This window comes from Nocardiopsis sp. NPDC058631 (genome assembly GCF_042716955.1).
Lineage (GTDB): Bacteria > Actinomycetota > Actinomycetes > Streptosporangiales > Streptosporangiaceae > Nocardiopsis.
Genome location: NZ_JBHXQY010000083.1, coordinates 9,460 through 29,649, shown reverse-complemented (window position 1 = coordinate 29,649; position 20,190 = coordinate 9,460). Strand labels below are relative to the sequence as shown.

Genomic DNA, 20,190 nt, shown 5'->3' with positions numbered 1-20,190 from the left:
GGCACGGCACCCGCGGACGGGGTCGACCGGCGCGGGGCTCACCAGACCCGGGCGCGCCGGGGGGCGGAGTCCTCGGACAGCAGCTCGGCCGACTCCTCGTCCAACCGCAGCTGGTTGACCGCCAACAGGTCGGTGAGCTGGTCGGTGGTGCGGGCGCTGGCCAGCACCGACACCACGGCCGGCCGGTCCGACAGCCACGACAGCGCGACCGAGGCCGGGGAGACGCCGGTGCGGGCGGCGACCGCGTCCAGGGCGCCCAGGACCAGTGCCGCGCGCGGATCGTCCAGGTAGGCGCGGGCCGCCCCCGAGCGGGGGCTGTCCACCTTCGGGCCCCCCGTCCGGTACTTGCCGGTGAGGAAACCGCGGGCCAGGCCGGAGTAGGGCAGCAGGGCCAGGCCGCGTTCCAGGGCCAGCGGTACCAGGTCCTCCTCGACCCCACGCTCCATCAGGTTGTAGTGCGGCTGTACGCACACCGGGGCGTGCAACCCCTGGTCGGCGCAGATGTCCATCCACTCGCGGATGCGGGCGGGGCTGTGGTTGGACAGGCCGATGTACCGGATCCGGCCGTCGTCCACCAGCTCGGAGAACGCCCGCGCGCTCTCGGCGAGCGGGGTGTCCGCGTCGTCGAAGTGCGCGTAGTAGAGGTCGATCGCCTCCACGCCGAGCCGCGCACGCGAGGCGTCCGCGGCGGCGTGGATGTTGGCGGCGGACAGGCCCCGGAACTGCGGGTGCCGGCTCACCTTGGTCGCCACGACCAGGCCGTCGGGGCGGCCACGGGCCGCCAGCCAGCGGCCGATGATCCTCTCGGACTCGCCGCCGTGGTTGCCCTCGGCCCAGGCCGAGTAGGCGTCGGCGGTGTCGACGAACGTGCCGCCTCCGGCGACGAACGCGTCGAGCACCTGGAAGGAGGTGTCCTCGTCGGCGGTCCAGCCGAAGACGTTCCCGCCCAGGCACAGGGGGGATACGCGCAGACCGGTGCGGCCGAGCGGTCGAAGCTGTGCGTGGTTCATGCTCACCGTGCTCCCTCGGGTGTGTGGTGCCGCGGACAGGTGAGGACAGGGCCGGCAGACGGGCCGCCGCCACGTCCCGGCGCGCCCGTACCGACCCCGGCCCCGGCGAAGGCGTACCCGGCGCCCGCGCCCCCGTGCCCCCCGCCATGGCGCGGGGGGCACGGTTCGCCCGATCAGACTCCGTGCAGGGACTTGCGCGCCTCCGCGTAGTTGCGCCGCACCTGCGGCGCGTCCACGGGCTCGACCGCGTCACCCATGCCGAGGTCCCAGGCCGGCGGCTCGGCGGTCCCCGCCAGGGCCCAGGCCGCCTGCCGCGCGGCACCGACCGCGACGTACTCGGCGGGCGGGGGCACCGCCACCGGGACCCCCAGGACGGTCGACGCGACCGCGCGCACGGCGGCCGACCGGGCGGCCCCGCCCACGAGCAGGACCCGTCCGACCGGGACGCCGGTACCGGTCATGGCGGACAGGCCGTCGGCCAGACCGCACAGCATCCCCTCCACGGCCGCGCGCGCGACGTTCTCCGGCCGCATGTTGGCCCGCCGCAGCCCGTGCAGGGAACCGGCCGCGTCGGGCAGCACCGGCGTGCGCTCGCCGTCCAGGTAGGGCAGCAGCACGAGCCCCTCCGCACCCGGTTCGGCGGCCAGCGCGAGCGCGTCCAGCCCGGCCAGGTCCACGCCGAGCATCCCGGCGGTCGCGCCGAGGACCCGTGCGGCGTTCAGCGTGCACACCAGCGGCAGGAACCGCCCGGTCGCGTCGGCGAACCCGCAGATGATCCCGTCGGGGTCCTGGCTCGGCCCCTCACTCACCGCGAACACCGTGCCGCTGGTTCCCAGGGACACCACGGCGTCGCCCGGCCGCAGCCCCAGCCCCAGGGCGGCGCCCATGTTGTCGCCGGTCCCGGGGGCGATCACCGCGCCCGAGGGCGTGTGGCCCACGACCTCGGCCGGCCCGGCCACACGGGGCACCTCCAGTTCGCGCCCGAACGCCCTGACCAGCAGGTCGGTCCGGTAGGCCCCCTCGCTCGGGGACCAGTACCCCGTGCCCGAGGCGTCGCCCCGGTCGGTGACGGGAGCGAGCGCGTCCCGCGCCCCGCCCGACCGTCCGGCCCCGCCGCCCGCCAGCCGCCAGGTCAGCCAGTCGTGGGGGAGCATCACCCCGGTCGCGCGGGCGGCGTTCTCCGGCTCGTGCTCGGCCAGCCAGCGCAGCTTGCTGACGGTCAGGCTGGCGTTGGGCACGTTGTCCACGGCCTTCACCCACGCCGCAGGCCCGCCCAGTTCACCGATCAGGTCGCGCACGGCCCCCGCCGAGCGGGTGTCGTTCCACAGGAGTGCGGGACGGACGACGTCGCCGTCGGCGTCCACGGTGACCATGCCGTGCTGCTGTCCGGCGACGGCGACCGCCGCCACGTCGTCGAGCAGGCCGGAGGAGGCCTCCTCCAGCGCGGTCCACCACTCGCGGGGGTGGACCTCGGTTCCGTCGGGGTGCGGCGCGCGCGCCTCGCGCACCACCGCTCCGCTGTCCGCGTCGCAGACCACGATCTTGCAGGACTGGGTCGAGCTGTCGATTCCGGCGACCAGTGCCATGTCGGCTCCGTGAGAGTGAGGGGTTGGGTGCTTCGGAGTGTGGCAGTTCGGGGTGCGGCGGTGGGGCGAGGGGGTCGGGCGGACGGCGGCGGTGGGGGCGCGGCGGGCGCCGCCGCTCCGCGGCTCAGCCGCGGGCGCCCCCCGGCCCGCCCGCCGCCTCGATGAGCGTGCGCGCCGTCGTGGCGTCGGTGACCAGCGAGGACACCACGCCGGTCTTGAGCACGGAGTGGATCGCCTGCGCCTTGCCCGCGCCTCCGGCGACCGCGACGACCTCGGGCACCTCGCGCAGCTGTTCCAGGGTGATGGCGATGATCCGCGAGGTCAGCTCCGGTGCGGTCGGTGTGCCGTGGACGTCCACGGTCCGGGCGCACACCTCGGCCTGCACGCCCTCGCGTTCGAGGGCGGCACCCTCGGCGGGGGAGAGGGCGTCCCGGACCAGGGACAGGGTCGGGGACCAGGATCCGATGGCGACGACGGCCTTGTCCAGTTCCCCGTAGCGCTGCATGGCTCCGGCCACCTGCGGCTGGGAGCGCAGGGCGTCGGCGGTGGCGGGGTCGGACACCACGAGCGGGGCGTAGATGGGGTAGGCCGGGCCGCGGGCCAGGCTGGCCACGCGCCGGACCAGCTCCACCGAGTTCTCCTCCACACCGCCGGGGAGCACGCCGGTCAGCTGTACGACCGTGCACCGGGGCAGCTCGTCCAGGGCCAGCGTCATCGCGTTGAGTGTGCGCGAGCAGGCCAGGCCGAGGGTGTCGTCCTCCTCCAGGATCTCGGTGAGGTACTCGGCCGCGATCCGGCCCAGGCCGCGGTGCATGGCGCCGCCCTCACCGGGGTTGACGACCGCGATCGCCTGGTGCAGCCCGTAGGCGGTCCGCAGCTGGTGGGAGAGGTCGGTGTCGACCTCCGTGGGCTCGGCGATCTCGATGCGCACGATGCCCGCGGCCCGCGCCTCGTCGAGGATGCGCGCGACCTTGAACCGGCTGATCGCGAAGTCCTCGGCGATGCGGATCTTGGACTCGCCGCCGATGTAGTACCTGCGCGCGATCGCGGTGGCGCGGATCAGTTCCGCCGGTCGAAACGCGGGTTTCATCGACAGCCTCCAGAGATGTCGCTCATATGAGCATCCTGTTGCTCATTATTGCATCCCATCTTGACCTATGGCACCGGTCACAACTTAAATGAGCCGCACGTTGCTCATCTGCTCGTAGCTCCGCTCATTTGAGCAACACTGTGACAGTCGGCCGCGTTCACGGGACACGGCGCCCCGGCCCCCGGGCCGCCCCAGGAGGAAGAACATGTTCATACGCACGACGCGGCGCGGGCTCCCGGCCGCGGCCGCCGCCACCGGCCTGGTGCTCCTCGCCACCGCCTGCGCCGGAGCGGGAGGCGGCGGCGACGACGGGGAACGGGTCGTCACCGTCGCCACGGTGGCCAACCCGCAGATGGAGGACATCCAGGCCCTGGCGGACGAGTTCAACGCGGCCAACCCCGGCATCACCGTCGAGTTCGTGGTCCTGCCCGAGAACCAGCTCCGCGACCGGGTCACCCAGGACATCGCCACCCAGAGCGGCCAGTACGACGTGGTCACCGTCGGCACCTACGAGGTGCCCATCTGGGCCGAGAACGACTGGATCCTCAGCCTCGACGAGTACGCCTCGGACCCCGACTACGACATCGACGACATCATCCCGACGGTGCGCTCCGCCCTCTCCTACGAGGACCAGATGTACGGGGCGCCCTTCTACGGCGAGTCCTCGCTCCTGATGTACCGCGAGGACCTGTTCGAGGAGGCGGGCCTGGAGATGCCCGAGGACCCGACCTGGGAGGAGGTCGCCGGGTTCGCGGAGGAACTGGACGACCCCGACGGCGACGTCTCCGGGATCTGCCTGCGCGGGGTCCCCGGCTGGGGAGAGCTCCTCGCCCCGCTCAACACGGTGATCCTCACCCACGGCGGCCGGTGGTACGACGAGGACTGGAACGCGCACCTGGACTCGCCCGAGGTCGAGGAGGCCGTGCGGACCTACGTCGACCTGCTGAGCGAGCACGGACAGCCCGGTGCGCCCAACGCCGGGTTCACCGAGTGCCTCACCACCATGGCCCAGGGCGACGCCGCCATGTTCTACGACTCCACCGTCGCCGCGGGCAGCCTGGAGGACCCCGACTCCAGCAGCGTCGCCGGCGACATCGGCTACGCCGCGGCCCCGGTCTCCCAGACGGAGCACGCGGGCTGGCTGTGGGCGTGGGCGCTGTCGATCCCCTCGACCTCCACCGACCCCGAGGCCGCCTGGGAGTTCGTCTCCTGGGCCACGTCCAAGGAGTACCACCACCTGGTCGGCGAGGAGCTCGGCTGGGAGCGCGTGCCCCCGGGCGCCCGCGTCTCGACCTACGACATCCCCGAGTACCAGGAGGCGGCCGAGGCCTTCGCCGGCCCCACCTACGACGCCATCGACAACGTGGACGTGGAGCAGCCCGGCCTGCACCCGCAGCCGTGGACCGGCGTCCAGTACGTCGCCATCCCCGAGTTCCAGGACCTGGGCACCCGGGTCTCCCAGGAGGTCTCCGCCGCCATCGCCGGACAGCAGTCCGTCGAGGAGGCCCTGCGCAAGTCCCAGGAGTACGCGGAGGAGACCGCCCTGTCCGGCGGCTACCGCGACTGAACCGGGGCCGGGCCGCCCCGGCCGCACCGCCACCTCCACCGCCACCACATCTTCGAGGGAAGCCCATGACCGCTCAGACCACGCCGGACACGGCGCGGCGCGGGCCCACCACGCGCGAACCCACCCGGGGGGAGCGCTGGATACGCCGGACCCCGCTGCTGCCCGGCCTGCTGTTCGTCATCGCGATGACGCAGATCCCGTTCCTGTTCACCGTGTACTACAGCTTCCAGGACAGCAACCTGCTGCGCCCGGACTCCGGCTCCTTCGCCGGGATCGCCAACTACGGCCGGGTCCTGGGGGACCCGCTCTTTCGCAACGCCGTCGCCAACACCGTCATCCTGACCGTCGGCGCCGTCGCGCTCTCGCTGGTCCTCGGGCTGGCCCTCGCGGTCCTCCTCGACCGGGCCTTCCTCGGCCGCGGGATCGTCCGCACCCTGCTGATCACACCGTTCCTGGTCATGCCGGTCGCCGCAGCCCTGCTGTGGAAGACCTCCATGTACCACCCCGTCTACGGACTGCTCAACTGGGTGCTCTCCCCGTTCGGGGTCGGCGCGGACTGGGTCAACGACTTCCCGCTGCTGTCCGTCGTCATGGTCCTCACCTGGCAGTGGACGCCGTTCATGATGCTCATCATGCTCGCGGGCCTGCAGAGCCAGTCGCCCGAGGTGCTGGAGGCGGCGCGCGTGGACGGGGCCCGGCCCTTCGCCGTCTTCCGCCGCATCACCTTCCCGCACCTGCGCCGGTTCGTGGAGCTGGCGCTGCTGCTCGGCACGATCTACATCGTCCAGACCTTCGACGCGATCTACATGATCACCCAGGGGGGTCCCGGCCAGACCAGCACCAACCTGCCCTACTTCATCTACCTCCAGGCCTTCCGCGCCTTCGACGTGGGCGAGGCCGCGGCCGCCGGGGTCATCGTGGTCGCCGCGACCCTGGTCGTCGCCATGTTCGCCCTGCGGGTGGTCTCCAGCCTCTTCGAGGAGGAGTCGTGACAAGCGTGACCGAGGCACCTGCCGCCGTGGCCGGGCCCGCCCCCGGCCCCGCCCCGCGGCGGAGGCGCCGACGCCGACCGCCGCGCCCCGCCGCGGGCCTGCTCGCCTGGGCCGTGGGACTGCTGTTCTTCTTCCCGGTCCTGTGGATGTTCCTCACCGGGTTCAAACAGGAGTCCCAGGCCTCCACCGACCCGCCGACCCTCTTCTTCCAGCCCACCCTGGACCAGTACGCCGCCGTACTCGGGCGCGACTTCGTCCCCTACCTGCTCAACTCGCTCCAGGCGTCGGTCCTGTCCACACTCCTGGCCATCCTCCTGGGCCTGCCCGCCGCCTACGCGCTCTCGCTCGTACGCGTCCCCAAGTGGCGGGACTCGCTGTTCTTCTTCCTGTCCACCAAGCTGCTGCCGCCGGTGGCGATGATCCTGCCGCTGTACGTCATCGCCCAGAACCTCGGCGCCCTGGACGACGTCCGCACCCTCACCCTCGTGTACACGGCCATGAACATGCCGATCGCGGTGTGGATGATCCGCTCCTTCCTGGTCGAGCTGCCCAAAGAGGTGCTGGAGGCCGCCCGGATGGACGGCGCCCGCAGGTTCACCGAGATGCGTCGCGTCATCCTGCCGATGATCGCGCCGGGGCTGGCAGCGACCGCCCTGATCTGCTTCATCTTCGCCTGGAACGAGTTCTTCTTCGCCGTCAACCTGACCGCCACCCGAGCCGCCACCGTGCCCGTCTTCCTCGTCGGCTTCATCAGCGGCGAGGGCCTGTTCTGGGCCCGCCTGTCCGCCGCCTCCACCATGGCGGCCCTGCCCGTGATCATCGCCGGATGGACCGCCCAGCGCTGGCTGGTCCGAGGCCTTTCCCTAGGAGCCGTGAAGTAATGCGTGCACTCGTCGTCAGCGAACCCGGCCACTTCTCCGTGGAGCGGGTGGACGATCCCACCCCCGGCCCCCGCGAGGTGGTCGTGGCCCCCTCCGCCGTCGGGGTCTGCGGTACCGACCTGCACATCATCGACGGGGAGTTCGCTCCCACGCCCTACCCGGTCGTCCCCGGCCACGAGTTCGCCGGGACCGTCGTAGCGCTCGGCTCGGAGGTCACCGGCCTGGCCGTGGACGACCGCGTGGCCGTCGACCCCTCCCTGTTCTGCGGCGCGTGCTCCAAGTGCGTCGTCGGCCGGGGGAACCTGTGCGAGAGCTGGAACGCCATCGGCGTCACCGGCCCCGGGGCCTGCGCGGAACTCGCCCTCGCCCCCGCCTCGTCCTGCCACCCGATCCCCGAGCACATGCCCTTCTCCCACGGCGCGCTCATCGAACCCCTCTCCTGCGCGGTGCACGGCTTCGACCTGCTCCCCGGCCGGGTGGGCGAGCACTACCTCGTGTACGGGGCCGGCACCATGGGGCTGCTGATGGCCCAGCTCGCGCGGTCCGCCGGGGCGGCCAGCGTGTCCGTGGTGGACCCCAACAAGGAACGGTTGGCGGTGGCCGCGTCCCTGGCCGCCGACGCCGTGGCCGCGGGTCCCGACGAACTCGACCGGCGCGACTGGGAGGTCGTCATCGACTGCACCGGCGTCGTCGCGGCCATCGAGGACGGACTGACCCGGGTCGCCCGGGGCGGCACCTTCCAGGTGTTCGGGGTGGCCCCCGCCGAGGCCAGCGCCACCTTCTCGCCGTTCCGCATCTACAACGACGAGATCACCGTCGTCGGCAGCATGGCCGTCCTGCACAGCTACGGGCGGGCCGTCGGCCTCATGGCCAAGGGCGTGGTGGACGCCGACACCATGGTCACCGACACCTTCGCCCTGGCCGGCTTCGGCGACGCCATCGACGCGTTCCGCGCCGGGCGGGGCCGCAAGCTCCAGATCAACCCGCAGCTGTAGAGGAGGAATCACCGTGGCATCGGTCTGTTTCGAGAAGGCCACCCACTTCTACCCGGGATCGGAGGCGCCCGCCGTCGACGAGCTGAGCCTGGAGGTGGAGGACGGAGAGTTCCTCGTCCTCGTGGGCCCCTCCGGGTGCGGCAAGTCCACCTCGCTGCGGATGCTCGCCGGGCTGGAGGAGGTGGACTCGGGGACCATCCGCATCGGGGGCGACGACGTCACCGACAGCACCCCGTTGGAACGCGACATCGCGATGGTCTTCCAGTCCTACGCGCTCTACCCGCACATGTCGGTGGCGCAGAACATGGCGTTCGCCCTGGAGATGGCCAAGGTCGCCAAGCCGGAACGGGAGCGCAGGGTCCTGGAGGCGGCCCGGCTCCTGGACCTGGAACCCCTGCTGGACCGCAAGCCCAAGGCGCTCTCCGGGGGCCAGCGCCAGCGCGTGGCGATGGGGCGCGCGATCGTGCGCGAACCCCGGGTGTTCCTGATGGACGAGCCGCTGTCCAACCTGGACGCCCAGCTGCGCGTGTCCACCCGCACGCAGATCGCCGCGCTCCAGAAGCGGCTCGGCGTGACCACCGTCTACGTCACCCACGACCAGGTCGAGGCGATGACCATGGGCGACCGGGTGGCGGTGCTCAAGGACGGGCTGCTCCAGCAGTGCGACAGCCCCATGCGGCTGTACGAGCGCCCCGCCAACGCCTTCGTCGCCGGTTTCATCGGCTCCCCGGCGATGAACCTGAGGGAGTTCCCGCTGACGGGGGAGGGGGTCCGGGTCGGCGACGCCGACGTGCCGCTCACCCCCGACCAGCGGCGGCGGCTCGCCGCCGAGGACGCGTCCTCGGCGCTGCTGGGCTTCCGGCCCGAGGCGGTCGACCTGGTCGGGGAGGGCGAGGGGTTCGCCATGGAGGTGGCCCTGGTCGAGCACCTGGGCGCCGACTGCTACCTGTACGGAGGCCTCCCCGGTCACCCGGGTGACGGCGACCTGGTGGTGCGGGTGGCGCCGCACCTGGCCCCGGCGGCCGGCCGGACCGTGCGCCTGGGCGTGCGCCCCGGACGGGTGCACGTGTTCTCGCCGCGGACGGGGGAGCGCCTGGACGACTGAGCGACCCGCCGCCGTCCGGCTGCACCGGACGGCGGCGGGACCCGGTGCCCCCGCCCCACCGCTGCCGCGGGCGGGAGCGGAGGGCGCTCCGGGACCGAGGACGCCGCCCGGCACCCGGGTGCGCGGCGCTCCCTACGCGCAGGTGGGACCCTCTGCCTACTAAACCTGTAGGGAATGTGGTTTACTGCGGTCATGACAGTCAGGACACCGGCACCCCCGCGACCCCGGCAGCGGACCCTTGCCTCCTACGAGCACTGTCAGTGGTCACCGGCCCCCTGCGGACGCCGACCGCCCACGACCCCGAGAGCAAGAAGACCATGACCGACACCGCCGCCGCACCCGCCGTCGCGCCGACCCCGCTCACCCTGGACCGCCTGTCCGAGCTGACCGCCACGGTCGCCGAGGAGGTCCGCCAGGGGCTCCACGCGATCCACTTCGACGCCGAGAACCGCTGGTCCGTCCGGTTGCGCTCCGACGACTACACCGACGTCTGGCTCATCTCCTGGACCCCCGACCAGTCCACACGCCTGCACGACCACGCCGGTTCGCTGGGGGCGCTCACGGTCGTCGCCGGAGAGCTGGTCGAACGCTACTGGGACGCCGGCCTGCGTGAACGCACCCTCGCCGACGGCGAGGGCGGACGGTTTTCGCTCGGCCACGTGCACGACGTCGTCAACACCGCCGCCGAACCCGCCGTCAGTGTGCACGCCTACTCGCCCCCGCTGACGGCCATGCACTACTACGAGGTCAGCGGCGACGACGCACTGCGCCGCACCGGCAGCGTCCTGACCAGCGACCCCGAGCCCGGCGTCCCGACCCTGGACGCGGTCCCCTCCCTCGGGGCGGACCCCGCGCGGGAGGTGCGGAGGTGAGTGCGATCGAGAAGCTCCTCGACGGCAAGCGCACCCGCCTCGAACGGCTCTCCCCGGCCGAGGCGCTGCACGCCCAGGAGGAGGGGGCCCTGCTGGTGGACACCCGCCCCGTCGTCAACCGCGAGGCCGAGGGGGAGATCCCCGGAGCGCTGGTGATCGACCGCAACGTCCTGGAGTGGCGGCTGGACCCCAGCAGCCCCGACCGGGTCCCCGAGGCGGACGCCGCCGACCGGCACATCGTGCTGTTCTGCAACGAGGGGTACGCCTCCAGCCTGGCCGCCGTCCAGCTCCAGGAGCTGGGTCTGACGCGGGCCACCGACATGGTCGGCGGCTTCCGCGCCTGGCGCGCCCGGGGGCTGCCCACCACCGGGCCCGCGCTCCACGACGCGCCGGGCCCGGAGGCCGCGCACCGGGGCTGAGAACCGGCTCGGCGCCGGGCGGTCGGCTCCCGCGCATTTCCACCGGGCCGGTAGGCACTGTGGCCCGTGTGGCCCATGCCACGCATCAAACGGTGTGAATCGGATTATTCCTACCAATACGGTGGAATAGTGTCTGGTCAGGTCGACGGCACCCCACCGGGGTCGAGACCGCCCAGGCCGCCGGGTTCCGTGCCGACACAGGGACCGCGATCCTCCACCCCATGATCCCCAAGGAGTGCACATGCGCACGACCTCAGCCGTCCTCGGCGCCGCCGCCGTCACCCTGGCTCTCTCCGCCTGCGGCGCCCCCAGCGAGCAGGCGGCCGAGTCCGAGAACGAGGGCGGGGGCGCGGACGTCCTGACCGTGGGGGTCAACCCGGTGCCGCACGGCGACATCCTCGCCTTCATCGACGAGAACCTCGCCGAGGAAGCCGGCCTGAACCTGGAGATCGTCGAGATCTCCGACTACAACACCCCCAACGCGGCCCTGGTCGAGGGTGAGCTGGACGCCAACTACTTCCAGCACCGCTCGTTCCTCGCCGAATGGACCGAGAACGGCCCGGACGCCGAGCTCGCCTACATCACCGACGTCCACATCGAGCGTCTGGGCCTGTACTCCGAGGGTGTCGAGAGCATCGACGACTTGCCCGACGGGGCCGAGATCGCGGTCCCCAACGACCCCGCCAACCTCGCCCGCGCGCTCGGTGTCCTGGAGGCCGAGGGCCTGATCACCGTCGACCCGGAGGCCGGAGGGTCCGCCACCGAGAGCGACATCACCGACAACCCCCGGGACATCACCGTCACGCCGCTTGAGGCCGCGCAGCTGCCGCGCTCGATCTCCGACGTGGACGCGGCGATCGTCAACGGCAACTACGCCATCGAGGCCGACCTGCCCGAGGAGTCCAACGTCCTGGCCTGGGAGCCGGAGGGCGAGGACTACGTCGAGGCCTACGCCAACGGCCTGGTCGCCCTGGAGGAGAACGCCGACGACGAGCGCGTGCAGCTGCTCGCCGAGCTGCTCCACGACGAGCGCGTCCTGGAGTTCGTCCGCGAGTCGTGGCAGGGCGTCGTCCTGGCGGTCGACGGTGACGGCAACATCGTCGAGGCCGAGGCGGCCGACGAGGAGTAGCCGCCCGGCGGCCGGAACCGGCCGCCGCGAGCCCTTCCCGGACCCCTGAGGGCGGTGGAGCCGAACGGCTCCACCGCCCTTCGCCGTGTCCGGGCACCCTCACGGACCTGGCCCTTCGCGTTCTCGGGTGCGGTTCCACCCGCTCTGTGCAGGAGGCTCCTTCCGCCTCCGCCTCCGCCTCCGCCGCCCGTCGAGGTGGTCCGCCCCACCGCCGACGAACTTCCACTAAACCTACTCGTTTAGTAGAGTTTGTGGTGTCCGGTCTGACCTCCCCGATCCCCGAACGAGGACCCGAGATGAGTATGCGCACGTCTGTGCTTTCGGCCGCAGCCGTAGTCATGGCACTGGGGCTGGCCGCCACCGGGTGCGGGCGCGCCGGCGACGACGGCGGTGAGGGTGGCGGCCCCGGCACCCTCACCCTGGGCTACTTCCCCAACATCACCCACGCCCCGGCTCTGGTCGGGGTGGAGGACGGGACCTTCGCCGACGCCCTCGGCGACGTCGAGCTGCAGACCCAGACCTTCAACGCGGGGCCCGACGCCGTCAACGCCCTGTTCGCGGGCGAGGTCGACGCGACCTTCATCGGCCCCAACCCCGCCATCAGCGGCTGGGCGCAGTCCGACGGTGCCGCTCTGCGCGTCATCGCCGGATCCACCTCGCGTGGCGCCGGACTCGTGGTCCGGCCCGGGATCGACAGTGTCGAGGACCTGCCCGGCACCACCATCTCCACGCCGCAGCTGGGCAACACCCAGGACGTGGCGCTGCGCTGGTTCGCCCGGGAGCAGGGCTGGGACGTCGACACCGAGGGCGGTGGAGAAGTGTCGATCCTGCCCCAGGGCAACGCCGAGATCATCGACGCCTTCGTGCTCGGCGAGATCGACGGGGCCTGGGTGCCCGAGCCGCACCTGAGCCGCCTGGTCGACGAGGCCGGCGCAGAACTGCTCGTGGACGAGACCGACCTGTGGCCGGACACCGGCGGCGAGTTCGTCACCACGCACCTGATCGTCAGCGCCGAGTTCCTGGAGTCCGACCCCGAGGCGGTCGAGAACCTGCTGCGCGGCCACATCGAGACCGTCGACCGGATCAACGAGAACCCCGAGGACGCCCAGGCGGCGGCCATCAGCCACCTGGAGTCCCTCACGGGCGGCGAGCCCGACCCGGAGGTGGTCGCCTCCGCCTTCGAGAACGTCACCTTCACGGTCGACCCGATCGCCCCCTCGCTCCAGGGCGGTGCCGAGCACGCCGAGGCAGTCGGCCTCCTCGACCCGGTGGACCTGGACGGCATCTACGCCCTGGAGCCGCTCAACGGGCTCCTCGCGGAGGAGGGGCGCGACGAGGTCGCCGGACTCGGCTGACGTCCGGTCGGTGCGGCGGTGGCCGGTGGATGCGGCCGCCGCCGCGGGGGTGCCCCCGACGCGCCCGAGCCGCGGACAGTGACGTGGATCATATTCGGGGTGTGTCACAGGGGGTGGGAGTGCGCTGCGGGGCCTCGGTGGGTGGCGGACCGTGCCGGCAGCGCCTCAGGGGCCGGGCTGACCTGCGTGGTCTCAGTGGGTGGGATCGCCACTGGTGCTGGTTCGGGGGTGTTTGGGCTGGTCATGTGGGAGGGGTGGAGGGATGCGCCTGCTTCCACAAAACCTACTTATTAAGTAGAGTTTTGCTCGTCCTTCGACGCAGCACGAAAAGGATCTCCCGATGCGTGTGTCTTCCCTGCCCCTGAGAACCGCCCTGGCGGCACTGGCCCTCGGCCTGGCCGCCACCGGGTGCGGGGCGGCCGACGCCCAGGAGTCCGACGGGTCCTCACTGACCCTCGGCTACTTCCCGAACCTGACCCACGCCCCCGCCCTCGTGGGCGTCCAGAACGGGTTCTTCACCGACGCCCTCGGCGAGGACGTCGCCTTCGACACCCGCATCTTCAACAGCGGTCCCGACGCCGTCAACGCCCTGTTCTCCGGCGAGGTCGACGCCGCCTACCTCGGCCCCAGCCCCGCCGTCAACGGGTGGGCGCAGTCCGAGGGCCAGGCCCTGCACATCGTCGCCGGAGCCGCCACCCGGGGAACCGGGCTCGTCGTGCGCGAGGGCATCGACACCGTCGACGACCTGCGCGGCACCACCCTCGCCACCCCGCAACTGGGCGGCACCCAGGACGTGGCGCTGCGCTGGTTCGCCGAGGAGCAGGGCTGGGACGTCGACACCGCCGGAGGCGGCGACCTGTCGATCGTCCCCCAGGCCAACCCCGAGACCGTGGACTCCTTCGTGCTCGGCGAGATCGACGGCGCCTGGCTGCCCGAGCCCCACCTGAGCCGGCTCCTCGCCGAGGACGACGCCCACCTGCTCATCGACGAGGCCGACCTCTGGCCCCGGACCGGCGGCCAGTTCGTCACCACCCACCTCGCGGTCGGCGCCGAGTTCCTCGACCGGAACCCCGACGTGGTGGAGGGCCTGCTCGCGGGGCACATCGCCTCCGTCGACCAGCTCGACGAGGACCCCGAGCAGGCCCGGCGCGCCGCGGTGGACCACCTGGAGACCCTCACCGGTGCGCGACTCGATCCCGCCACCACCGCGGCGGCCTTCGACAACGTGACCTTCACCGTCGACCCCGTCGCCCCCTCGCTGCTCGCCGGAGCCGACAGAGCCCAGGCCGTCGGACTCCTCGAACCAGTCGACCTGACCGGAATCTACGCCCTCGACCCGCTCAACGGACTCCTCTCCGAGGACGGCCGCGAGCAGGTCACCGGGTTGGAAGGGTAGAAGCCCATGACCGCAGTCACCGAGACACCCGCGCGCACCGCCGCCGTGGAGATCGAGGACATCTCCAAGGTCTTCGGCCACGGCAAGGGCGCCGTGACCGCCATCGACGGGATGTCCATCGCCGTCGGCACAGGAGAGTTCCTGGCCATCGTGGGAGCGTCCGGCTGCGGGAAGAGCACCCTGCTCTCCCTCGTCGCCGGACTCGAACAGCCCACGACGGGGAGCGTGGACGCGGGCGCCCACAAGGTCGCGATGATGTTCCAGGAGTCCGCGCTGTTCCCGTGGTTGACCGTGGGCGCCAACATCGAGGTGCCGATGAAGGTCAACAAGGTGCCCAGGGCCGAGCGCAGGCGGCGCGTCGCCGAACTCCTGGACCTGGTGCGGCTCACCGGTTTCGACCGCAAGCGCCCCCACGAGCTGTCCGGCGGCATGCGCCAGCGCGTCGCCCTGGCCCGCGCCCTCGCCCAGGACGCCGACGTCCTGCTCATGGACGAGCCGTTCGGCGCCCTGGACGCCATGACCCGCGACATCCTCCACGACGAACTGGAGCGGATCTGGCGGGAGAGGGAGCTGACCATCCTCTTCGTCACCCACAACGTGCGCGAGGCGGTACGCCTGGGCGACCGGGTCGTGCTGCTCTCCAGCCGCCCCGGCCGGGTGATCGGCGACTTCCCGGTGGGGGGCGAACGCCCCCGCCGGATCGACTCGGCGCAGATCGCCGAGCAGGCCGCCATCATCACCGACCGACTTCGCGAGGAGGTCTCGCGCCATGCCTGACACCGACGTGCGGGACGACCGGCGCCGCGTCCGGGGGCTCGACGCCCTCGAACTCCAGCCCACGCGCGGCAGGGGGGAACGCAGCGCGGCCGAGACCGTGGGGAGGATCTGGGCCGCGACCTGGCCCAAACTGGCCGCGGTGGCACTGGTGCTGCTGGCCTGGCAGGCGGTCGTGTGGTCCGGGTGGCGGCCCGAGTTCGTCTTCCCCGGCCCGGACACGGTCCTGCCGACCCTGTTCCGGGAGGTGACGACCCCCGAGTTCTGGGAGGCGGTCCAGGTCACCCTGCGGCGGGCCCTGACCGGCTTCGCCCTGGCCCTGGTCGTGGGCGTGGTCATCGGCATCGCCGTCTCGCAGTTCAAGCCGCTGCGGGTGGCGATCGGCTCGTTGATCACCGGGCTCCAGACGATGCCGTCCATCGTGTGGTTCCCGTTCGCGATGCTCCTGTACGGCGTCAGCGAGTCGGCGATCATGTTCGTGATCGTCCTGGGCGCGGCCCCCTCCATCGCGGGCGGACTGACCTCGGGCATCGACTACGTGTCCCCGTCGCTGCTGCGCGCCGGGCAGGTGATGGGCCTGCGGGGGGTCCAGCGGTACTCGCTGCTGATCATCCCGGCGGCCCTGCCGATGTTCGTCACCGGTCTCAAACAGGGGTGGGCCTTCGCCTGGCGCTCGCTGATGGCCGGTGAGCTGCTGGTGATCATCAACCAGCAGAACTCCATCGGGTGGGCGCTCAGCCAGGCACGTCAGCTCAACGACGCCGAGCGGCTGCTCAGCTACATCATCATCGTCCTGGTCGTCGGCATCGTCATCGACGTGTTCTTCAACTGGGCCGACCGGTTCCTGCGCCGCCGCTGGGGCATCACCGCCTCCTGACCGGGCCGGGTCGCCCCGGTCGGCCCGGACCGGGGCCCTTCGACCAAGGCAAAGACAAGTAAAGACACAAAAAGCCAACAGGAAAACCACACAAAACCTAGTTTTTGACTGTTGGTGTGTGCTTGACTTCGTTGTGCCACTTTTTCTGGCACGCACCCGGCCCCCGCTCGGCCGGTCCGTACCCCCTACGGTCCTGGAGACGCACATGTCCGTTTTCCGCAGAGGTAAGACCCTGACCTCGTCGCTGGTCGTCGGCCTGTTCCTCACCTTCGGCCTCGCGCTAGCCACCGCATCCCCGGCCTCCGCCGCGGGCACCTTCCGGCTCTGCAACGTCGGCTCCGGCTACAGCGCGACCGCGCACTTCCCCGACCGCGGCGGTTTCTCGACCTACGTCGTCGGCTCCGGCCAGTGCACCAGCGTGAGCACCAACGGCGGCGAGAGCTTCAACGTGCGGATCAGGAACAGCGGTGGGGCCAACAAGATGACCCACCTCTACTACATCCCGAGCGGCAAGAACATGCAGTTCTCCACGGGAGGCACCTTCGCCGCCCCGCAGTTCACCCCGCAGGTCTACTAACACCTCCCGTGCCGGGGCCGGACCGCTCACCGCGGTCCGGCCCCGGCGTCGTGGGGCCCGTCGGCCGCGTCCACGACACCCTCAGCGCACAACGCCCACCAGGTAGAACACGCCGGTGGCCGTGATCAGCGCGCCGAGCAGGAAGCGCAGCGGCCGTTCACCCAGGTGCCGTGAGATCTGGATCCCGACCAGGGCGCCCAAGGCGCCCCCCGCACCCAGCGCAAGGCCGACGCCCCAGTCCGGGGCGGCCGGGGCCGCACCGAAACCGAGCCGGTCGAAGAGCGGGTAGGCGGTCAGTCCCACCACGGACGTGGTCAGGGTGGTGGTCAGGGCGACGACGGCGGCTCGTGCGGTCAACCACCCGGCCACACCGATCAGCAGCGGCGACAGCAGGGAACCGCCGCCCGGCGAGCGTGGAGGAGGCCGCCGCCGTGTCCCCTGTGCTGGTAACCAGCGATCCGGGGTCGGTCAGCGGTCCCCGTCGAGCACCAGCACGACGTGCTCATCCTCCCCGTGCCAGACCGTTGTGGAACGCCGGAATCCGTGCTTCTCCAGCAGCCGCACCGACGCGGAGTTTCCGAGGAAGGGGTCAGCGTGCAGAGGGCGGGTCCCCTCCCGCTCCAGGAAAAGCGCCAGCGCCCGCGTGCCGATGCCCCGGCCCCAGTATCGGCGACCGAACCAGTACCCGAGGAAGCGCTGATCCTCGTTCCACCACGCCACCAGGTTGCCCGCCAGCTCCCCATCGACGGTGACGGCCTGTACGAAGACGTCGCGGCCCCCGAGGACCCTCGTCGCCCAGTGGCTCATGAAGGCGTCCCGTTCACGAGGCGGGAACTTCGACCGCCGTACGGCCTCCGGGTCGTGCTCCTGCGCGAAGAAGACCTCCAGATCCGCCGGTTCGACATCCCTCAGCTTCACCTGGTCGTTCATGCTACGGAATCTGCCACCGGCCACTGACAATTCGGGGTGCCGCGGCTGCGGCCCGTGCCCATGACCCTGCGCCGTCGCGCGCCTGCCGGGTCGGCTCCCCGAGGTTTCCGGTGTGACGGGAGGGGCTCTGACCTGGATGATCTTGTACTCGTGGCGAGTGCGGGCGCCCACACCCGCCACAAGTACGAGATCCACTGGTTCACCCTGGTGGTGTCAGGGAGGGTTTCGGCGGGAGCCGCTCTGACAGCGACGCTGGGGTGACTCCTACAAGGTCTGTCAGCGACGACCTGGCCGTGACATGTCCGCCAGCGCTCGCGTGCCAGGGCCCGGGACGGCAGACGGTCAGTGGAACCTGAGGTCCGGTCAGGTGACGCGGGCACACCGGATCCTCCAGAGCCCGGAACCGTGGGTGGCAGTCCACGTGGAGGAGCACCTCGCCGAACGCGGACGCGGGCATCCCGTGCCTGAGGGCCTCGGGGGCGGTGGCGGCCTCGGACGGAGGGCCAGCGGATCCGCCCACCCGCACGCCATTTCGGTGATTGTCCGGGGCACCACCGTTCGAGCGGTTGGATAGTCTCACGGTTATGCGCCGAACTCCCCTGTGCCTCCCCCTGGCTCTGGCCCTCACCGCGTGCACCACCACACCGGTCTCGGTTCCGTCCGGAGCCACACCCTTCGACGAGTACATCGGTGTGCCCTACCCCATCGGTGCCTATGAGGAGGAGTTCGTACTCGGCTACACCGCCGACGTTCTCTACCGGATCACCGACGCGACCCGGGCCTCGCCCACCGAGGCGCAGTTCACCTTCGAGATCGAGGTGCCACCGGAAATCGGCCGTGTCCTGGGGTTCAGGAACACCCTCACCTGTGAGATGGGCGGGGACACCTCCGAGGCCTCCAGCGAGGAAGTCTTCGGTGAAGTCGAGGCCGGAACGCACAGCCTCGTCATGGACTGCGAGATCCCGCGCCGGGGCGACGAGCTACTCGTCCAGGTCGCTCCCCACCAGCACATCGAGGACCCCCTCAACTTCACGGGGACGGTTTCCTGAGGGGAACGGTTCGGAGCGGCCTGCGGCCCCGGGACCGAGGACACCTGCCCGCAGCGTGCGGCTACAGGGGCTCCACCGGCTGGGCGGCGCGTTCGTCGTAGTCCGCGCGGGCGGCGGCGATCTGCTCCATGTGCTCCTCCGACCACACACGGATCGCCCCCGTCAGCGCCTCCAGTTCGGCGCCGAGCGGAGTCAGGCTGTACTCCACCCGGGGCGGGGTCGTCGGGTAGACCCGGCGGTCGACCAGCCCCGCCCGCTCCATCTCGCGCAGGGTCTGGGTCAGCATCTTCTGCGTGATGCCGTCCAGGCGGCGGCGCAGCGCGCCGAAGCGCACGGGCCCGGAGGAGAGTACTCCCACCACCAGGCACAGCCACTTGTTGGATAGCAGGGAGAGGACGTTGCGGGACGCGCAGTTGCGCAGGTAGACATCGGCGCCGCCGAGTTCTCGCAAGTCAGGAGTGGTATACACCAGGTACCTACAGATGGGAGAAGTGCCTTCTATACAAGAGATACCTTAGACGGGAAGCTGGGCACATGACAGAGCAGATGCGCACCGTCCAGCAGAAATCCGTCGGCGGCCCCGAGGTACTCGACGTCGTCGGCGCCCCCGTTCCCGAGCCGGACCCCACCCACATCCGGGTGCGGGTGCACGCGGCGGGAGTCAACCCGACCGACTGGAAGATGCGGACCACCGGCTACTGGTACACCCCACCGTTCGGCCAGGGCTGGGACGTCTCCGGAGTCGTCTCCGCCGTAGCTCCCGGGGTGACCCGCTTCGCCGTCGGCGACGAGGTGTACGGGATGCCGAACTTCCCCCACACCCCCGGCGCCTACGCCGACCAGGTCACCGGTCCCGCGCGGCACTTCGCCCCCAAACCCGCGGGGCTGGACCACGTCCGAGCCGCGGCCCTCCCACTCGCCGCGCTCACCGCCTGGCAGGCCCTGGTGGACACCGCGCGGGTGGAGTCCGGGCAGCGCGTCCTCATCCACGCGGCCGCGGGCGGCGTGGGACACCTGGCCGTCCAGATCGCGAGGGCGCGGGGCGCCCACGTGATCGGCACCGCCAGCGCCGCCAAACACGACCTCCTGCTCGGCCTGGGCGCGAACGAGGTGGTCGACTACGCGGCCGTCGACTTCGCCGAGGCCGTCGAGGACGTGGACGTGGTGCTCGACGGCATCGGCGGCGACTACCTGGAGCGGTCGCTGCGCACCCTGCGGCCCGGCGGCCTGTACATCGGCCTGGCCAACCCGTTCGACACCGAGGGGGTCGCCCGGGCGGCGAAGGAGGCCGGCACCGGGGTCCGCGGCGTGACCCTGATGGTCGAACCCGACCACAAGGGCCTGGAGGGGATCACCGCGCTCGTGGACGAGGGCCGCCTGACGCCGATGGTGGCCGCCACCTTCCCGCTGGAGGAGGTCGCGAAGGCGCACGAACTGGGGGAGACGAACCGCACCACCGGGAAGATCGTGCTGACCCTGACCTGAGGGCGCGCAACCGCCCGCGAGGGCCGGCCGCGGGCACACGCCGAGGGGCCGGGCCGCGACTGCCCGGCCCCTCGGCCGCCGCGGTCGGCCCCGGTTGCGCG

General features: G+C 71.6%; 20 protein-coding genes and 1 pseudogene. 15 read left to right on the top strand and 6 right to left on the bottom strand.

Translation table 11 applies throughout. The features are described 5' to 3' along the window. Positions 1-38: 38 nt before the first annotated feature. The 3 genes from ACFWTE_RS22975 to ACFWTE_RS22965 form a co-directional block, all read right to left on the bottom strand. A complete protein-coding gene (locus ACFWTE_RS22975; RefSeq protein ID WP_378781894.1) occupies positions 39-1,010 on the bottom strand; it encodes an aldo/keto reductase in 972 nt (323 codons plus the stop codon). 173 nt (positions 1,011-1,183) lie between these two features. Next, positions 1,184-2,596 carry a xylulokinase gene (xylB, locus tag ACFWTE_RS22970; RefSeq protein ID WP_378781891.1) on the bottom strand — a complete coding sequence of 471 codons (1,413 nt, stop codon included), beginning with the start codon at positions 2,594-2,596 and terminating at the stop codon, positions 1,184-1,186. Between the two features lie 124 nt (positions 2,597-2,720). Then, on the bottom strand, positions 2,721-3,686 hold the full coding sequence (locus ACFWTE_RS22965; RefSeq protein WP_378781889.1) for a sugar-binding transcriptional regulator: 966 nt from the start codon (positions 3,684-3,686) through the stop codon (positions 2,721-2,723). A gap of 205 nt (positions 3,687-3,891) precedes the next feature. Between ACFWTE_RS22965 and ACFWTE_RS22960 the strand changes: the two genes are divergently transcribed. The 13 genes from ACFWTE_RS22960 to ACFWTE_RS22900 all read left to right on the top strand — a co-directional run bounded on the left by ACFWTE_RS22960 (position 3,892) and on the right by ACFWTE_RS22900 (position 16,625). Beyond that, complete coding sequence (locus ACFWTE_RS22960) at positions 3,892-5,253, top strand: ABC transporter substrate-binding protein (protein WP_378781887.1); 1,362 nt, start codon at positions 3,892-3,894, stop codon at positions 5,251-5,253. A 65-nt stretch (positions 5,254-5,318) separates the two neighbouring features. Continuing rightward, positions 5,319-6,245 carry a carbohydrate ABC transporter permease gene (locus ACFWTE_RS22955; RefSeq protein ID WP_378781884.1) on the top strand — a complete coding sequence of 309 codons (927 nt, stop codon included), beginning with the start codon at positions 5,319-5,321 and terminating at the stop codon, positions 6,243-6,245. Continuing rightward, on the top strand, positions 6,242-7,126 hold the full coding sequence (locus ACFWTE_RS22950; protein WP_378781882.1) for a carbohydrate ABC transporter permease: 885 nt from the start codon (positions 6,242-6,244) through the stop codon (positions 7,124-7,126). The genes ACFWTE_RS22955 and ACFWTE_RS22950 overlap by 4 nt, the downstream gene beginning before the upstream one ends. After that, the gene (locus tag ACFWTE_RS22945; protein WP_378781880.1) at positions 7,126-8,121 is read left to right on the top strand and encodes a zinc-dependent alcohol dehydrogenase family protein; all 996 of its coding nucleotides are present in this window, start codon (positions 7,126-7,128) and stop codon (positions 8,119-8,121) included. The genes ACFWTE_RS22950 and ACFWTE_RS22945 overlap by 1 nt, the downstream gene beginning before the upstream one ends. A 13-nt stretch (positions 8,122-8,134) precedes the next feature. After that, the gene (locus ACFWTE_RS22940; RefSeq protein ID WP_378781878.1) at positions 8,135-9,226 is read left to right on the top strand and encodes an ABC transporter ATP-binding protein; all 1,092 of its coding nucleotides are present in this window, start codon (positions 8,135-8,137) and stop codon (positions 9,224-9,226) included. A gap of 317 nt (positions 9,227-9,543) precedes the next feature. Continuing rightward, the gene (locus ACFWTE_RS22935; RefSeq protein WP_378781876.1) at positions 9,544-10,098 is read left to right on the top strand and encodes a cysteine dioxygenase; all 555 of its coding nucleotides are present in this window, start codon (positions 9,544-9,546) and stop codon (positions 10,096-10,098) included. Next, complete coding sequence (locus tag ACFWTE_RS22930; protein ID WP_378781874.1) at positions 10,095-10,517, top strand: rhodanese-like domain-containing protein; 423 nt, start codon at positions 10,095-10,097, stop codon at positions 10,515-10,517. The genes ACFWTE_RS22935 and ACFWTE_RS22930 overlap by 4 nt, the downstream gene beginning before the upstream one ends. Positions 10,518-10,758: 241 nt before the next feature. After that, a complete protein-coding gene (locus tag ACFWTE_RS22925) occupies positions 10,759-11,646 on the top strand; it encodes a MetQ/NlpA family ABC transporter substrate-binding protein (protein WP_378781872.1) in 888 nt (295 codons plus the stop codon). Positions 11,647-11,942: 296 nt separating this feature from the next. Continuing rightward, positions 11,943-13,001, top strand: a complete 1,059-nt coding sequence (locus tag ACFWTE_RS22920; protein ID WP_378781870.1) for an ABC transporter substrate-binding protein — start codon at positions 11,943-11,945, stop codon at positions 12,999-13,001. Positions 13,002-13,341: 340 nt separating this feature from the next. Further along, on the top strand, positions 13,342-14,397 hold the full coding sequence (locus tag ACFWTE_RS22915) for an ABC transporter substrate-binding protein (RefSeq protein ID WP_378781868.1): 1,056 nt from the start codon (positions 13,342-13,344) through the stop codon (positions 14,395-14,397). A gap of 6 nt (positions 14,398-14,403) precedes the next feature. Next, the gene (locus tag ACFWTE_RS22910) at positions 14,404-15,174 is read left to right on the top strand and encodes an ABC transporter ATP-binding protein (RefSeq protein ID WP_378781867.1); all 771 of its coding nucleotides are present in this window, start codon (positions 14,404-14,406) and stop codon (positions 15,172-15,174) included. Next, positions 15,167-16,048, top strand: a complete 882-nt coding sequence (locus ACFWTE_RS22905; RefSeq protein ID WP_378781865.1) for an ABC transporter permease — start codon at positions 15,167-15,169, stop codon at positions 16,046-16,048. The genes ACFWTE_RS22910 and ACFWTE_RS22905 overlap by 8 nt, the downstream gene beginning before the upstream one ends. Positions 16,049-16,253: 205 nt before the next feature. Beyond that, complete coding sequence (locus tag ACFWTE_RS22900; RefSeq protein ID WP_378781863.1) at positions 16,254-16,625, top strand: hypothetical protein; 372 nt, start codon at positions 16,254-16,256, stop codon at positions 16,623-16,625. A gap of 81 nt (positions 16,626-16,706) precedes the next feature. Here the strand turns inward: ACFWTE_RS22900 and ACFWTE_RS22895 are convergent. Both ACFWTE_RS22895 and ACFWTE_RS22890 read right to left on the bottom strand, forming a co-directional pair. Continuing rightward, positions 16,707-17,021: pseudogene (locus tag ACFWTE_RS22895) on the bottom strand (TSUP family transporter); the annotation flags it as partial. A gap of 72 nt (positions 17,022-17,093) precedes the next feature. Next, entirely contained in the window at positions 17,094-17,555 is a 462-nt protein-coding gene (locus tag ACFWTE_RS22890) for a GNAT family N-acetyltransferase (protein WP_378781862.1), read from the bottom strand. A 584-nt stretch (positions 17,556-18,139) separates the two neighbouring features. Between ACFWTE_RS22890 and ACFWTE_RS22885 the strand changes: the two genes are divergently transcribed. Beyond that, complete coding sequence (locus ACFWTE_RS22885) at positions 18,140-18,604, top strand: hypothetical protein (protein ID WP_378781860.1); 465 nt, start codon at positions 18,140-18,142, stop codon at positions 18,602-18,604. A gap of 61 nt (positions 18,605-18,665) precedes the next feature. Here the strand turns inward: ACFWTE_RS22885 and ACFWTE_RS22880 are convergent, their stop codons facing one another. Beyond that, entirely contained in the window at positions 18,666-19,055 is a 390-nt protein-coding gene (locus tag ACFWTE_RS22880) for a winged helix-turn-helix transcriptional regulator (protein WP_378781858.1), read from the bottom strand. A gap of 83 nt (positions 19,056-19,138) precedes the next feature. Between ACFWTE_RS22880 and ACFWTE_RS22875 the strand changes: the two genes are divergently transcribed. Continuing rightward, complete coding sequence (locus ACFWTE_RS22875; RefSeq protein ID WP_378781855.1) at positions 19,139-20,089, top strand: NADP-dependent oxidoreductase; 951 nt, start codon at positions 19,139-19,141, stop codon at positions 20,087-20,089. The last annotated feature ends 101 nt before the right edge of the window (positions 20,090-20,190 follow it).

Coding starts and splice junctions, on each gene's coding strand:
- ACFWTE_RS22920 (WP_378781870.1), top strand. CDS start 11,943: ATGAGTATGCGCACGTCTGTGCTTTCGGCCGCAGCCGTAGTCATGGCA.
- ACFWTE_RS22955 (WP_378781884.1), top strand. CDS start 5,319: ATGACCGCTCAGACCACGCCGGACACGGCGCGGCGCGGGCCCACCACG.
- ACFWTE_RS22915 (WP_378781868.1), top strand. CDS start 13,342: ATGCGTGTGTCTTCCCTGCCCCTGAGAACCGCCCTGGCGGCACTGGCC.
- ACFWTE_RS22965 (WP_378781889.1), bottom strand. CDS start 3,686: ATGAAACCCGCGTTTCGACCGGCGGAACTGATCCGCGCCACCGCGATC.
- ACFWTE_RS22925 (WP_378781872.1), top strand. CDS start 10,759: ATGCGCACGACCTCAGCCGTCCTCGGCGCCGCCGCCGTCACCCTGGCT.
- ACFWTE_RS22945 (WP_378781880.1), top strand. CDS start 7,126: ATGCGTGCACTCGTCGTCAGCGAACCCGGCCACTTCTCCGTGGAGCGG.
- ACFWTE_RS22890 (WP_378781862.1), bottom strand. CDS start 17,555: ATGAACGACCAGGTGAAGCTGAGGGATGTCGAACCGGCGGATCTGGAG.
- ACFWTE_RS22900 (WP_378781863.1), top strand. CDS start 16,254: ATGTCCGTTTTCCGCAGAGGTAAGACCCTGACCTCGTCGCTGGTCGTC.
- ACFWTE_RS22910 (WP_378781867.1), top strand. CDS start 14,404: ATGACCGCAGTCACCGAGACACCCGCGCGCACCGCCGCCGTGGAGATC.
- ACFWTE_RS22935 (WP_378781876.1), top strand. CDS start 9,544: ATGACCGACACCGCCGCCGCACCCGCCGTCGCGCCGACCCCGCTCACC.
- ACFWTE_RS22975 (WP_378781894.1), bottom strand. CDS start 1,010: ATGAACCACGCACAGCTTCGACCGCTCGGCCGCACCGGTCTGCGCGTA.
- ACFWTE_RS22875 (WP_378781855.1), top strand. CDS start 19,139: ATGACAGAGCAGATGCGCACCGTCCAGCAGAAATCCGTCGGCGGCCCC.
- ACFWTE_RS22905 (WP_378781865.1), top strand. CDS start 15,167: ATGCCTGACACCGACGTGCGGGACGACCGGCGCCGCGTCCGGGGGCTC.
- ACFWTE_RS22885 (WP_378781860.1), top strand. CDS start 18,140: ATGCGCCGAACTCCCCTGTGCCTCCCCCTGGCTCTGGCCCTCACCGCG.
- ACFWTE_RS22960 (WP_378781887.1), top strand. CDS start 3,892: ATGTTCATACGCACGACGCGGCGCGGGCTCCCGGCCGCGGCCGCCGCC.
- xylB (WP_378781891.1), bottom strand. CDS start 2,596: ATGGCACTGGTCGCCGGAATCGACAGCTCGACCCAGTCCTGCAAGATC.